This window comes from Bacillus sp. MUM 116 (assembly GCF_001866655.1).
GTDB lineage: Bacteria > Bacillota > Bacilli > Bacillales > Cytobacillaceae > Neobacillus.
On record NZ_MLYR01000030.1, the window covers coordinates 78,470 to 93,381 of the forward strand.

Consider the following 14,912-nt stretch of genomic DNA (forward strand, 5'->3'; position numbering starts at 1 on the left):
TGGATAGTTACAAACCCCGCTGAAGGCAGCCCGTAATTTCCGGTCCTTGACAAGGGCGGCTATTGATACGACAGGATACAACTTTCGTACTTTTTGTTTTTTTAAAACTAATATATGGGAGATCAAGGTACGATTTTTTTATTAAAATTTGAACAAGAAACTGCCCTTGACCCAATTGCAATTCCTGCTGAAATACCTCAGTAAATGGCAAAAGGGTTTCGCCTTCAGTCCTGGAAATTCGAACCATTGCATCGGATAAAAGCAGGGGCAGGACTCCTTCCCGATAGATAAGCCGGCTATTTAAATTTCCGCCAATGGTAATCTTATTTCGCGACGTATGGTCTGCAACCTTTTTTACGGCCTCACCTAGTAAAGGAAATAATTTAGATTCCGTAATTTGATTTAATGCAACTGTGGAACCAATGACCAATTGATCCCCTTGAATTTTCAAAACATTGCATTCAGGGATTCCCTTTAAATCAATTATTGCTTCAGCACTCATATGATTTCTGCGTGAAAAAGTAATAAATTCCGTTCCGCCGCTATAATAAATAACGGTTTTACCTTGTTTTTGGAGATCTTGAAATATTTGAACAGCTCCTTTAAGCGTCTCAGGTCTATAGTATTCAAAATCAAAGGGTATCATTTTAGTTGTTCCTTTCTCGTCTTCCAAATGAACTCAGGGATTAAGGGAAGCTGGTTTAACTCAACCTCGGCCGCAGTGGATAAACTATTGGCAAGGGCTCCTGCCATGCCAATCACCCCGTATTCCCCAATCCCCCTGGCACCATACGGTCCATCAGCAGCAGGGGATTCGACAAAGTCAACAAGGTATTCATCAGGCTGCTCGCCATAACGCAGCATCTGATAATTCCGTAACTGCGGATTTTGAACAACACCATAATTGTCAAAAATAAACGATTCACTGCTTGCAAAACTTAAACCTAAATACATGCCGCCACGCATTTGCTGTGTTGCCATTGCCGGGTTAATAATTGTCCCACCATCAAGAACGGTTACCGCTTTTAATACCTTGTAGGAATAATCTTTCGGGTTCCATTCAACCTCTACAGCCTGCGTTCCAACGGACCACCACGGCCCGGGCTTGCCAAAACCCGTTTCTTTATCCATCGGCGTAAGATGCCGTTGAATATATTTTCCATGGCCGACAATTTGGCCTTCCACCGCATGGCCATTCGGATACTTATAGCCAAGGGCAATATCCTCGATCTTGATACCATATTCTGGACTTGGTTTTAGGTAGACTCGGCCGCTTCCAACCTCTAGGTCTTCTTTATTACACTGCAGGGCAATAGCCGCAGTTCTTTTTAATTGGGAGATGGCATCATCTGCTGCTGCCATTACGGCTCTTCCTGCCAAAAAGGTTGTAGAACTTGCAACAGTCCGCCATTGATGGGGATCATATTGGGTATTGATCTCCATGGTGACATGAATTTTGTTGATGTCCATTTTTAAACGTTCGGCCAAAATTTGCGCAAGCGTCGTTTTTGTACCCTGGCCCAATTCAATGGCAGCACAGTTTAAGTTCACACTTCCATCTGCTTCAAAGGTAATAATCGCTCCTGATTGCGCATTGGTTGCAGTTGTTGAGGTTTTCCAAAATGTACTGATTCCTTTTGTTCTAATTTTACCGGTGTCCGTTACGATTCGCTGCCCTTCATTCCAGTTCACAAGCTTTTTAGCCCGTTCGATACATTTTTCGACATCGCCAATATTATTCGCATTGAGAAGGGTTTGGGTTGGGGAAGTGTTTCCTGGTTTAATGGCATTCAGTTTCCTTAGTTCAATCGGGCACATGTTTAATTTTTTTGCGAGCTGATCCATTGTACGCTCAACAGCAAAGGTTAACTCAGGGTGAGCGTAACCCCTGAAAGAGGTTGCATATGGATGGTTCGTATACATGCAATAAGAGTCGCACCAAACGTTTGCTACATCATATGGACCAGTACAGTCGAGTGCCATCGCCCTGGTAATCCCAGCGGCTTGATCCGTATAAGCACCCGAGTCAATCAGGAAGGTATATTGCCCTGCAATAATTTTTCCATCTTTATTGGTCCCAATCGCTATGGTTGCATCAATACCAATGTGACAGGGAGCGGTAATAAGATCCTCTTCGCGTTCATATTCAATTTTCACCATTTTACCGTCAACTGCCCTTGAAGCTAAATAAGCTAATGGCTCCAGCTGAACTGTCCCTTTTCCGCCGAACGCCCCGCCTACCAATGGGGCATGGACAATGATATCCCCTACTGGGACATTGAAAAACTGATTTAACACTTTTTTAATTGTATAGGGAGATTGTGTATTGGAATGAACAACCACTTTTCCAGCAGGATTGATTTCCACCCTAGTTCCGCGCGTTTCAATGGCAGCATGGTCGGAGAGATTAAAAGAATACGTTTCTTTTATTTTAACTTCGCAGGTCTCCCATGCTTTTATAAAATCACCTTTACGAATCTTGATATGACTGCCGATATTGGTTCCCTGAATAGGATAAACATTACTGATGATTTTTACATATTGTCCTGAGTTTTCATGAATCAATGGGGCCTCGGTTTTAAAAGCCTGTTGAACTGAATTCACCACTGGTAATGGTTCATATTCAACCCTCACTAATTGTTTCGCTTTTTTTGCTTGATGTTCATGGTCAACAACAACAATCGCAACCGGTTCTCCGTAGTAACGAACTTTTTCGAATGCAAGTGGCGGCCTGTCAGCTAAAATGGGGCCAATGCGAAAGGGGAACATTTTACCGGTCACAATCGCCCGAACACCTGGTACCTTCCATGCTTCTGTTTCATCAATCGAAATAATCTTGGCATGTGCCTGTGTACTTGTGACCAGTTTGGCATGAGCAACATTTGGCATTGAAAAATCACTAATATACCTTACCTTCCCGGATGCTTTTCCAACCACATCAATTCGTTGCTCAGGCTTACCAACGGTTTGTCTAACTTCCGCCATACTTTAGCTGCCTCCTATATATGAATGGTGATTTATGTAATTGAAAATTTTTCTCTAATTTTTATTTTTTCCTTATAGATGTAAAAGTTATACAAGTAATAGAGAATCCGTAACAGGGAAGAATCCTGTCTGAAAAATTTGTCAATAAAAAGGATTTCTAAATTTTTCACATATCAGATAGATTATTTTATAATAAAAAGGGAATAGGCTTTGAAGTTTGGCCTATTTAATACGATTAGGGGGTCCTACATATTGGAACATAAGCTGGTTGATCCAACTGTTCAGAAGGCTTTAGAAGAATTTAACGCTTTGGATGAGAAAATCTCACATTTTTCAAGCATCATTGGGTTAACAGACTGGGATCAAAAAGTGATGGCACCCAAGAAAGGAAGGAATTCCTTTGCAAAGGCCATCGGCACATTAAGGACGGAAGTATTTAAACTGTCAGTTTCTGAAGAGATGGGCCGATTACTGGATGTTTTAAATAGGAATGAAAACGCTTCATTATTAGGCGCTGATACAAAGGCAAAGCTAAGAGAATATAAAGATTATTATCTGAAGGCAAAAAGCATTCCGGCAGACCTTTTTCAGGAATATTCAATTTTGACTGCTCAAGCTAATGACGCATGGGAAGAAGCGAGGGAAACCAATGATTTTGATCATTTTCTTCCATACCTTGAGAAAATTGTAAGTTTTAAAAGAAGGTTCGCCGAAATTTATGGCTATGAAGAGCATCCATACGATGCGATGTTAGATGAGTTTGAACCGGGATTGACGGTGAAAAAACTTGATCCATTGTTTGCGAAATTAAGAGAATCAACTGTAAGTTTACTAGAAAAAATTCAACAATCGGGAAGACCGACACCAATAGAAATTTTTGACCAATCATATGATATTGAAAAACAAAAAGCCTTCAATCGCTTTATTTTACCATTAATTGGTTTTGATCTAGAAGCAGGCCGTCTGGATGAGACTGTGCATCCTTTTGCGCAAACAATCAATACAGGAGATGTCCGTTTAACCACCCGTTACCTGGAGCATAATGTCCGTTCTGCCTTATTTGGCACGATTCATGAAGCAGGTCATGGAATTTATGAGCAAAATATCAATCCGGAGTTTGAGGGGTCAGTTCTTCAAAGCGGGGCATCTTTTGGAATTCACGAGTCCCAATCAAGATTTTTGGAAAATATGGTCGGTCGCAGCAAAGAATTCTGGAATTATTTTTATCCGCAGCTTCAAAATCAGTTTCCGGAAGCACTTGAAAATGTGACAGTTGAGGAATATTACCGCGCTGTAAATACCGTACAACCATCCTTTATCCGGGTGGAAGCAGATGAGTTAACCTATAATTTGCATATTATGATTCGTTACGAAATTGAAAAAGCCTTGATGGCGGGTGAAGTTGAAGCGAAAGACCTGCCGGCAATCTGGAATGAGAAAATGCAGGACTATCTCGGAATTACACCTAGTACTGATACTGAGGGAGTTCTACAAGATGTCCACTGGTCATTTGGCGGAATCGGCTATTTCCCTTCCTATTCACTTGGGAATTTGTATGCGGCACAGATTTTAAGAAAAATTGAACAAGATCTACCTGATTTCTATCAACATATTGGACAGGGAAGATTTGACTATATTCAAAATTGGTTAAAGGAAAATATTCATCAGTATGGTAAGCTTTACACTCCAAATGAATTAATTCAAAAGGTGACTGGCGAAGAATTAAATGCGGATTATTTAGTAAAATATTTGGAGAAAAAATATTCAGAAGTATATGGGTTATAATTTTTTTGACAAAAATGATATTCTAAATATATAATAATAGTAATTAAATATTTCCTTTTTAAAGGGGAGTAGCTGTACAATAAAGTCGTCATTTCGAGAAATCCTATTTCTCCGGCTTTATTGGCAACGATGATGTTGTTAGCAAGACCTTTACTTTCACAAGTAAAGGTCTTTTTGTATGAGTAGGCCTTTACCGATGGGTAAAGGCCTATTTTTATTGCTTTAGCTCACATCCTTGTGGAGGCTGGGCTATCGTAATATTCAAATGGCAAAAGGGGACATTTAAAAACTTTAGAGAAGGATGGTTTTGATGGATTTCTCAATTTTATTGGAGTATGGATGGGTTTTATTGATTCTTGTGGCATTGGAAGGTCTTTTGGCGGCAGATAATGCGCTTGTTCTGGCAATCATGGTGAGGCATCTTCCTGAAGAACAAAGGAAGAGGGCTTTGTTTTACGGTTTAGCGGGTGCATTTATGTTACGATTTGCTTCCTTATTTGTCATTTCTTTTCTTGTGGATGTATGGCAGGTTCAAGCAATTGGGGCGATTTATTTGTTGTTCATGGCTGGAAATCATATTTTCCGAAAACTTGTTAAAAGTAAAACGGGAGAGAAGCCAAAAGAGCCAAAAAAGAGCGGATTTTGGATGACGGTGTTAAAGGTTGAACTAGCTGATCTTGCTTTTGCGGTTGATTCCATTCTTGCTGCGGTGGCGATGGCGGTTGTTCTGCCTGAAACAAAGCTTCCGGATATCGGCGGTTTGGATGGCGGTAAATTCTTGGTGATTTTTGCCGGTGGCTTCCTCGGTTTGATTATCATGCGTTTTGCTGCAAATAAGTTTGTACAATTATTGGAGAAACGTCCTGGCCTTGAAATGGCGGCCTTTATGATTGTTGGTTGGGTAGGAGTGAAGCTAGTTGTTTATACACTTTCCCATCCAGCGCTTTCGATTCTGAATGAGGAATTTGCCCATTCAACAGAATGGAAAATAAGCTTCTATCTTGTTTTAATAGCGATAGCAGCAGGAGGATGGTTCATTTCAAGGGAGTCGACGAAAAAAGAGTCGAAGGCGTCATAATTTATTCTTAAAAAAGTAAAGGCAAGCTGCCTTTACTTTTTTATTTAATGAAACGCAGTCAAAATAACGCCTACTGCGATCAACGCAACCCCTATCCCATTCAACAAACTAAGCTTTTCCCCAAAAATGAAAATCGCTAGCAAAGTTGCGATAACCACACTTAATTTATCAACAGGAGCCACCTGCGAAACCTTCCCTAATTTTAAAGCAAAAAAATAAAACAACCATGAAGCCGCACCCGCAATTCCACTTAAAGTGATAAATAAAATTGCCTTTTTATCCTGCAAAATGACAGGTATTTTACTGATATTCCCCTCAAACACAACCACACCCATTAAAAAGACTGCCATCACAATCGCCCGAATGGCGGTAGCGGTATTGGCATCAATATTTTGCAAGCCCATTTTCCCAAAGATCGAAACAAAAGCAGCAGAAACAGCAGATAAAAGTGCAAAAACAAGCCAGGACATACTTGATCACCCTCCATAATTTCTAATCAGTTCCTAATTTCATTATCAATCCTTTATTATAATGGCAGATTTAAGAAATAATTAATAATTGATTAATAAAATGTTTAGCCTGTTTGCTTATGATATAGATGCACCAAAAAAATAAAGGAGGAAAAACCATGAAAAAGAAAATCATTGCAGCTGCAGGGATTAGTACTTTGCTTATGGCAGGTGGAGTATTATCCGCGTCAGCATCTTCTTCCGGCTATGATCTATTCAAAACGGCCGTGAAGAAAACACAAAATGTTAAAAGCTTTACCGCACATGTTCAAGCATCACTGGAGGACAATGGAAAAGTCGTTTATAAGGTGGATTCCGTTAACGCGGAAAACCTAAAGGCGGAATCAGGCCACAGTGCAGTTCAAATTACCAAAGGCGGAAAAACAACTAACGTTGATTTTTATTCAAGTCAAAACGGTACCATTCTCAAATCCAGTAAGGATAACAAGTACTATGTGCGCCAAGAAAAAGATCATAAACATGAACACAAAAAAGAAAAAGATGAAAAGTTCTCACCTCAGATGCAAAAAGATATTGAGAACATTTTTGATGCATTAACGAAAAATTACCAAGATAAAATTACTACTTCCGATTTAGGTAATGGTAAAACCGAGCTTCAATTTGATCTTTCCAAAGAACAAGTTCCTGCTGTTGCTCAAGCAATTGTATCCTTCTATTTGAAAAATATGGATCATCAAGAGAATCATAAAGAAAAACAGGAATTTACATCTCTTAAATTCGGAGATTTAACACCACAACTGCCTAAATTAAAAAACAATATCAGTGTCACACGTGTTGTGCTTAAAGGCAAAGTCAATAATGATCAATATTTAACAGGTCAAGAAGCCACCATTTATGTGTCAGGTAACGATGTAAATGGAACTCATCATGATTTAGTTCTTACTGTTACAAGCCAGCTTGATCAGTTGAATCAGGCAAAAGTCCCTACAATCAATCTTAAAGGGAAAAAGGTTGTCCAAATAAAAGAACACCACGATGGTCACGAAGACTAAAACTACACCACGATCTACATAGAGACCAGGGCAGAGAACATTCTCTGCCTAGGTGTTCTTTATTTTGTAAAAAAGGAAGTGATATGAAATGAATGTTTTGGAAATTGAAAATGTGACAAAACACTACAAAAATGGCCGCGGCATAGAAAATATTACTTTTAAGATTAAACAAGGCGAAGTATTCGGTTTACTAGGTCCAAATGGAGCAGGGAAAACCACATTAATGAAATGCATTGTTGCTTTAAGCTATCCTGATCAAGGCAAAATCATCATTAATGGACACAATATTGCTGACAATTTTGAACAAGCTATGAAATCTGTTGGTACACTAATCAGCGGTGTGGAAGCCTTCGATTATTTAACTGCCTATGAAAACCTCGAGCTCGCCGCAAGGATTTATCCGGAACTTCAAAAAGACAGAATCGACGAAGTTCTTGAGTGGGTAGGGATGTCTAAGCACAAGGCTGAAAAACTAAAAACTTTTTCGACAGGGATGCGCCAGCGATTATATCTTGCCGCGGCATTACTTGCCAAGCCGTCGTTTGTTATTTTAGATGAACCGACAAATGGACTCGATATTGAAGGAAAACATGATTTTCAACAGCTAATCAGCCGCTTAGCCCGTGAGGAGGGAGTAACGTTCATTCTGTCCACACATCTCATTGATGAAGTAGAGCGTTTATGCGATCGGATTGCGATACTGTCAAATGGTAGGATTAACGCAATCGTCTCAAAGGATGAATTGGCTGAAGGACAAAATTTTGAAACTTATTATTTGGAATATATCCGTAAAAGGAAGGAGGCAGAAGTATAATGGTAAACTTAAAAAATGAGTGGAGTAAATTGCTGCGAAAACGTTCGACCATTTTTCTTTTTGTTCTTTCTGCCTTATTTCCATTAGCCGCAGGTCCTCTAGTGCAATTGCTGCAAAACCGCTTTGGGTTTACGGCTTTTGACGGTGAAAGCTTTCCTCTTGTCATTTTAAATTTGGCCGTATCCTTTTATTTGCCATTGTTGTTGGCGCTTGCGATCAGCGATATGTTCTCTGGTGAACAAGAAGCGAAGACAGCATCGTTTTTACTTGTTCGTCCGATATCAAGATGGAAGCTTTTTTCGTCAAAAATCATTTGCACAGGCATTTATTTATTCTTTCTTTTACTAATCGTTTGTTTATCCTCCCTTTTAACGGGAGCGATTTGGCTAGAAAACTTCACGTTCCATGGACTGATTATAGGAATTTCAGCATTTTTACTTTCGTGGATTCCACTTATGGCCATGTCCGCTTTAATCATTTTTCTTGCCCAGTGGTTTGGATCAAGCAGCAAAACATTATTATTCTCAATCCTGCTTTATCTAGTTATGTTTGTTGTCACGTATCTTTTCCCAACCATTGGCCAGTGGCTGCCTTCATATGATTATGACTGGTATCAACGCTGGATTACGAGTGGGATAACTGTGATTGTATTGGGAAGAACGATATTTCTACTTGCATTTAGTGCATTATTTTTTACATTCGGCTATGCTAAGTTCAGCAGAAAAGAATTTTAAATCAGAAAGTAGTTGGAATAGATGTCGATTCGTTTGAGACTTTTAATATCCTATCTTGCGATGATCCTTGTGCCGATATTTTTTGTTGTTGTATCCGCATTATTAGTGGCACTATTATTTAGAGGGGATATTAAGGAGCTTAAAAACATCTACTTACCACGTGAGCATGCCGAACATTTATCGAAAAAAGATCAGTTAGTAATTGAGCTTCAGCGCAAATCACTAACAAGTCCTGAGGTATTTGAAAATCAAAAGTATTTAAATGAAGTGAATAACCAGTTAAGCCAATCAGGTGCTGGATTGGTCGTAAAAAGAGGGCATCATATCCTTTATCGCGCTAATTTTCTAAAAGGATTGGATACAGATGACCTGCCGCCTTTCGGTATAACAGGTGAAGTTGATCCGATTCAGCAAATTGATCATCAATTTATTTCTATTAAAAAAATTGATTTACTTTTCAAGGATCATTCAGAGGGTTCCTTATTTATAGTGACGGATGCAAGCAGCTTTGCAAAATTTGTCCGCTCATCATTTCCTATTTTATTTATCGGTTTAATTGTAATCTTAGTCGTGACCAATGGATTACTCACTTATTTTGTCTCACGAAGCATCATTCGACCGATACGTGAACTGCAAAAAGCGGCACAAAATATGAAAGAAGGAAACCTCAACGAAGCGATTGAACCGATGTCAAAGGACGAATTAGGCCAGCTTGCCCAAGGCTTCGAGGAAATGCGCGCCCGCTTAAAAGAATCGATTGAAAAACAACAAGCCTATGAAGCAAACCGAAAGGAGCTAATTGCGAATATTTCCCATGATTTGAAAACGCCGATTACAACGATTAAAGGGTACGTCGAAGGAATTCGTGATGGGGTTGCCAACAGCCCGGAAAAAATTGACCGGTATATTCAAACGATTTATTCAAAATCAATCGATTTAGATCATATGATAGATGAACTTTTTCTTTATTCAAAATTAGATTTACAAAGGCTTCCGTTTCATTTTGAACAAATTTCCTTTGATCATTATTTAAGAGATTTTGTTGAGGAACTGAGGTTTGATTTGGAGGAAATGAAAGTTGGAATTAATCTAACAATTGAAAATAATGACGACTATTTAATTAGAGGGGATCGCGAGCATCTCAAGCGTGTCATCACAAATATTGTCGATAATTCATTGAAATATATTGATAAACCCGATAAAAAGCTTTGTTTTCAGCTTTCAACCATGAATTCTAGTATTCTCCTTATGATGAAGGATAATGGGCCAGGTATCAGTGAAGAAAACCTTCCCTATATCTTTGAACGTTTTTACCGGGCTGACTTAGCAAGAGGAACGGAAAAAGGCGGCAGTGGTCTTGGGCTTTCCATTGCGAAAAGAATTATTGAAGAACACCATGGAAAAATATGGGCTGAGAGTAAAAAGGGACAGGGTACTTCGATCTTTATTTTGCTAAATAAAGTAGGTGGACATAATGAAAAAGATTTTAATCATCGAGGATGAAAAAAGTATCGCCGAATTGGAAAGGGACTACTTAGAGATTGAAGGATTTATAGTTGATATGGCCTTTACAGGAAATGAAGGGGTCACAAAGGCATTGGCGGAAGAACATGATTTAATACTATTAGATTTAATGCTTCCGGGTGTTGATGGCTTTCAAATTTGCAAAACGATTCGCGCTGAAAAAAATATCCCCATCTTAATGGTATCCGCTAAAAAAGAGGATATTGACAAAATCCGCGGGTTTGGATTGGGAGCAGATGATTATATTGTGAAACCCTTCAGCCCCAGTGAATTAGTGGCAAGAGTAAAAGCTCATCTTGCTCGCTATGACCGCTTAATCGGCAAGGAAACGCACAAGGATGTCTTGATGGTAAGAGGGCTTCGCATTGAACAGGCCTCAAGGCAGGTTTTTGTTAATACTCATGAGGTAATTTTAACGGCGAAAGAATTTGATGTGCTTTCTTTTTTAGCAATGCATCCAAATCATGTCTTTAGCAAAGATCAGTTATTTGATAAACTTTGGGGCTATGATTCCTTAGGAGAAATTTCAACTGTTACGGTCCATATTCGAAAAATTCGTGAGAAAATAGAAGCAGACCCGTCCAATCCCCAATATATCGAAACGGTTTGGGGAGCTGGGTACCGATTTAAAGGCTAAGAAATAGAAATATCATGTTTAAAAGCAAATCATATTTCAATTGGTCATTAAAATAAAGGCAGATGAAGAATTGCCTTTATTTTTTTTGTTAATAGCAGATTTAATAAATATTTAATAATCGCTTCATAAAAAATTTAGGCTGGTGGTCTATTCTTATCTATGGGAAAAATTGTTTTTTACACAATCACCCGAGTTTAGATTTGGTAAATTAATCTTAGGAATGTTTTAAGAGATTGATGTAAAGGTGGAGAATGAAGATGTTATCACATTTAGATTATACAGCTTTTCAATGGGTCAACCATTTTGCCATAACCGACAAATTTATGAATCCAATAATGATCTTTCTAGCCGAAAAGGCAGAGTATTTATTTTTTGCAGGGATTCTTTTTTATTGGTTTTTTCATAAAAATCAAAATCGTATAATGGTTGTTTCGGCCTGTATTGCAGCCTGTTTTGCACTAGTGATCAACATGATTATTGGTGATGTTTACTATCGTGCCCGGCCGTTTGTTGCCCATCATGTCATTATGTTGATTTCTCATGCGAAAAATGCATCCTTTCCAAGTGACCATTCCACAGCTGCATTTGTGATTGCTACTTCGATATGGCTATGGAGAAAGCGAGTTGGCTGGATTTGGCTGATTTTAGCAGCGGGAATTGCGGTATCGCGCGTTTGGACAGGAGTTCATTATCCATTAGATGTGATTTCCGGTATGGTAATTGGTGCAACTACAGCTATTGTAGTGCATTTTCTTGCAGTAAACTGGGGGAAATTTAATGAACTTATTCAGTTTTTAATCCATCTATATGAAAAGGTTGAGAGTAAGGTCATTAATAAAAATTTCATTAAAAATGAAAAATAGTTTCCTAATTCCATAGAAGGAGCTGTTAGAATATGAAAAGAAGAGATAAAGATAAAATTCTCATTCTATCGGCCACGTTTGGTGATGGACATAAACAGGTTGCAAATGCGGTTGGCGAAGCAATAGAAAAGGCTCTGCCAAATGCAGAACCAGTCATCGTAGATGTAATGCAATGGATGCATCCCTATTTATACCCAATCAGCCATTATGTCTATAAGCAAAGCATTAAAAAGTTTCCCCAACTATATCGTTTTTTCTATAGGAAAACCCGTGTAAAAAGTTCGTTTTCAGTAAAATTGAATGCACTATTATCAATGGGAATGAAGGCATTGCTTGAAATAATAGAGAAAACGAATCCAGCTGTTGTCGTCAGCACCTACCCGTTTGCCGCAGGGTTAATGTCGAATCTTAAGGAGCAAGGCTACGTTACTATTCCTGCTGTTACTATCATTACGGATTATACGGACCATTCCTATTGGATTCACCCGTTTACCGACCAATATGTGGTTGGATCGAAACAAGTGAGGGACAGACTTATAGTTAACGGTGTACCAGGGAATAAAATTACTAATACAGGGATACCGATTCGACAAAAATTTAATCAAATTCATCATCGTAAAAAATTAGCAAAAAAATACGGTTTGAGTGATAATAAATTTACATTACTTATAATGGGGGGAGGGGACGGGTTTATCGGGAAAGGCTTGTCAACCTTTCATGCTTTGGATAATCTCCAAGAATCCATTCAGATCATTGTTATCTGCGGACGTAACCATAGATTGCGGAAACAATTAGAGGAAGCAAATCTTGCACCTAAACATAAATTTCTCATTATGGGGTACTGCGAAAAGGTCCATGAGCTAATGGCCATCTCTGATTTGATGATTTCAAAACCTGGCGGCGTTACAATTACTGAAGCAATGGCGATGGAGCTTCCGTTATGTCTATACAAACCGCTTCCTGGTCAGGAAGAAGACAATGCCCAATACTTAGTTGAAGCGGGTATGGCCATTTTAGCAAAGAGTGATGAAGATTTAATAAATAAATTACAGATTATCGTGAAGAATCAAAGTCCACTCGATTTTATGAAACAAAAATCAAGACAATTTCAATCAAAAACATCAACCATTGATGCGGTTGCAGCCATTGTGCAAACCATTGAACGCTGTAAAAACGAACATTACTCTATTCGACGCTTAGCGTTGCAGAAAAGTATGTAATCAGAAAAATAGAAAGGAATATCACTCAAATAGACAATGTGATGACAAACCGGTGAATTAATGAAAATGTTTTGGACAACTTGGTGTAAAGAAAGAAATCATTTAACTTTTGCAGCATTTTTGCTTGTTCTATATTTATCACCCTTATTTATACTAGGGGAAAATTCACATATTCGGGTTCATGATAATTTGGATTCGAATATTTCTTGGTATAAAGTTTTGAAGGAAAGCGGACAAATGTTTGGCGGAATAAATTCCGTTATTCCGCAAATCATAAATGGCTTACCAAGAAATGCATTTGGAACAGAATTTAGCGGGATTCAGTGGTTGCATAATTTATTTCCATCGATGCTTGCCTATTCAATCAGTCAGGCAATCACGAGAATTTTTGCGTTTTTGGGTATGTACCTTTTATTAAAAAGGCACTTTGTAAAGACGGAAGAGACTTATATTATCCGCATATATGTTTCATTGGCATTTGCCTTAACACCGTTCTGGCCTTCGGGAATGCTGAGCACCCTCGGCATGCCGCTTGCACTTTGGGCTTTCTTAAATATAAGAGAAAGAAATTACTCCTATAAGGAGTGGATCACGCTTATTCTGCTCCCTTTTTATTCAAGTTTTGTGCTTGGATTTTTCTTTTTTCTAACAGCAATTGGGCTCCTTTGGATTCGAGATGTAGTAGTTAAGAAGAAGGTCAATTGGGTATTCTTTAGCAGTATTATTGCCATGACTCTTACGTATTTACTACTCGAATACCGCCTGGTTTATTCGTTAATTTTCCCTGAGGCACCGACAAACCGGAATGAATTTTTTGAATCGACCAATGGCTTCTGGAGTACGATTCGTTTAATTTTTAATAATTATTTTTATGGACATACACATGTAATGACACTGCATACTTTTGTGATTGTTCCGCTTTCATTTTTAGTTCTTTGGGCTATTACCAGTAAATCAAAAGGGCAATTGGAAAAAAAATTCATTTACTTATTTATTTTGAATTTTGTCTTATCTGTCTGGTATGCTTTTTGGTTTTACAAAGGATGGGGACCGATAAAAGAAAGAGTTTCCTTTTTAAATACCTTTAATTTTTCGCGTTTTCATTTTTTAAGGCCATTGATAATTTACATGATGTTTGCTGTTGGAGCTTTGATTTTATGGAAAAGGGGGAAACACTGGAAACTCATCGTGAAATTATGTTTGGCAGCTCAGCTCTTGGTGGTTTTTAGTGCAAATAATGAAATATATTATCGGGAAGCAGGGACGCCTACCTTTAAACAATTTTATGCAACTGCTCAATTTTCTGATATTAAAAAATACATTGATAAGCCACAAAACAGCTACCGTGTTGTCAGTATCGGGATCCATCCGGATATTGCTCAATACAATGGTTTCTATACGCTGGATACGTATAATAACTTTTATCCATTAGCTTATAAGCATCGGTTTCGAAAAATTATTGCAAAAGAATTGGATAAAAATCCAACATTAAAATCCTATTTCGACCATTGGGGCGGAAGATGTTATATTTTTGTTTCAGAATTAGGGAAGAAATATGATTTTAAAAAGGATTCAAAGGTGAAAATTCATCATCTTGAGCTTAATACAAAGGTCCTGAAAAGCATGGGGGGAAAATATATCTTCTCCGCTGTTCCGATTCTAAATGCCAAAGAAAACCACCTGGAATTTAAAAAGGCATTTAACCAAAAAGATTCAGCTTGGAAAATTTATCTTTATGAAGTAAAATAAT

Annotated in this window: 13 protein-coding genes; 10 read left to right on the plus strand and 3 right to left on the minus strand. The window is 38.2% G+C overall.

All coding sequences use genetic code 11. The features are described 5' to 3' along the window. Nucleotides 1-7: 7 nt before the first annotated feature. Together BIV60_RS08865 and BIV60_RS08870 are read right to left on the minus strand one after the other, a co-directional pair. Nucleotides 8-646, minus strand: a complete 639-nt coding sequence (locus BIV60_RS08865) for an FAD binding domain-containing protein (RefSeq protein ID WP_256218357.1) — start codon at nt 644-646, stop codon at nt 8-10. Beyond that, nucleotides 643-2,985, minus strand: a complete 2,343-nt coding sequence (locus tag BIV60_RS08870) for a xanthine dehydrogenase family protein molybdopterin-binding subunit (protein WP_071355367.1) — start codon at nt 2,983-2,985, stop codon at nt 643-645. Before BIV60_RS08870 ends, BIV60_RS08865 begins: the two co-directional genes overlap by 4 nt. Before the next feature lie 252 nt (nt 2,986-3,237). Here BIV60_RS08870 and BIV60_RS08875 point away from each other — a divergent pair, with 252 nt between their 5' ends. Continuing rightward, nucleotides 3,238-4,770, plus strand: coding sequence for a carboxypeptidase M32 (locus tag BIV60_RS08875; protein WP_371261516.1), 1,533 nt, complete (start codon nt 3,238-3,240; stop codon nt 4,768-4,770). 310 nt (nt 4,771-5,080) lie between these two features. Further along, a complete protein-coding gene (locus BIV60_RS08880; protein ID WP_071355368.1) occupies nt 5,081-5,848 on the plus strand; it encodes a TerC family protein in 768 nt (255 codons plus the stop codon). 44 nt (nt 5,849-5,892) lie between these two features. Here BIV60_RS08880 and BIV60_RS08885 read toward each other — a convergent pair whose 3' ends face one another. Then, nucleotides 5,893-6,318, minus strand: coding sequence for an EamA family transporter (locus BIV60_RS08885; protein WP_071355369.1), 426 nt, complete (start codon nt 6,316-6,318; stop codon nt 5,893-5,895). Nucleotides 6,319-6,476: 158 nt separating this feature from the next. Here BIV60_RS08885 and BIV60_RS08890 point away from each other — a divergent pair, with 158 nt between their 5' ends. The 8 genes from BIV60_RS08890 to BIV60_RS08925 all read left to right on the plus strand — a co-directional run bounded on the left by BIV60_RS08890 (nt 6,477) and on the right by BIV60_RS08925 (nt 14,911). Beyond that, complete coding sequence (locus BIV60_RS08890) at nt 6,477-7,370, plus strand: hypothetical protein (RefSeq protein ID WP_071355370.1); 894 nt, start codon at nt 6,477-6,479, stop codon at nt 7,368-7,370. 88 nt (nt 7,371-7,458) lie between these two features. Next, nucleotides 7,459-8,184, plus strand: a complete 726-nt coding sequence (locus tag BIV60_RS08895; RefSeq protein ID WP_071355371.1) for an ABC transporter ATP-binding protein — start codon at nt 7,459-7,461, stop codon at nt 8,182-8,184. Further along, the gene (locus tag BIV60_RS08900; RefSeq protein ID WP_071355372.1) at nt 8,184-8,918 is read left to right on the plus strand and encodes an ABC transporter permease; all 735 of its coding nucleotides are present in this window, start codon (nt 8,184-8,186) and stop codon (nt 8,916-8,918) included. The genes BIV60_RS08895 and BIV60_RS08900 overlap by 1 nt, the downstream gene beginning before the upstream one ends. A gap of 21 nt (nt 8,919-8,939) precedes the next feature. Then, a complete protein-coding gene (locus BIV60_RS08905) occupies nt 8,940-10,421 on the plus strand; it encodes a sensor histidine kinase (protein WP_071355373.1) in 1,482 nt (493 codons plus the stop codon). Next, on the plus strand, nt 10,393-11,079 hold the full coding sequence (locus tag BIV60_RS08910; RefSeq protein ID WP_071355374.1) for a response regulator transcription factor: 687 nt from the start codon (nt 10,393-10,395) through the stop codon (nt 11,077-11,079). Before BIV60_RS08905 ends, BIV60_RS08910 begins: the two co-directional genes overlap by 29 nt. Nucleotides 11,080-11,336: 257 nt before the next feature. Beyond that, nucleotides 11,337-11,942: an undecaprenyl-diphosphatase gene (locus BIV60_RS08915; RefSeq protein WP_071355375.1), complete on the plus strand. Its 606-nt coding sequence runs from the start codon at nt 11,337-11,339 to the stop codon at nt 11,940-11,942. A gap of 32 nt (nt 11,943-11,974) precedes the next feature. Continuing rightward, nucleotides 11,975-13,162, plus strand: coding sequence for an MGDG synthase family glycosyltransferase (locus tag BIV60_RS08920; protein ID WP_071355376.1), 1,188 nt, complete (start codon nt 11,975-11,977; stop codon nt 13,160-13,162). 66 nt (nt 13,163-13,228) lie between these two features. Then, the gene (locus BIV60_RS08925; RefSeq protein ID WP_141770432.1) at nt 13,229-14,911 is read left to right on the plus strand and encodes a DUF6044 family protein; all 1,683 of its coding nucleotides are present in this window, start codon (nt 13,229-13,231) and stop codon (nt 14,909-14,911) included. The last annotated feature ends 1 nt before the right edge of the window (nt 14,912 follow it).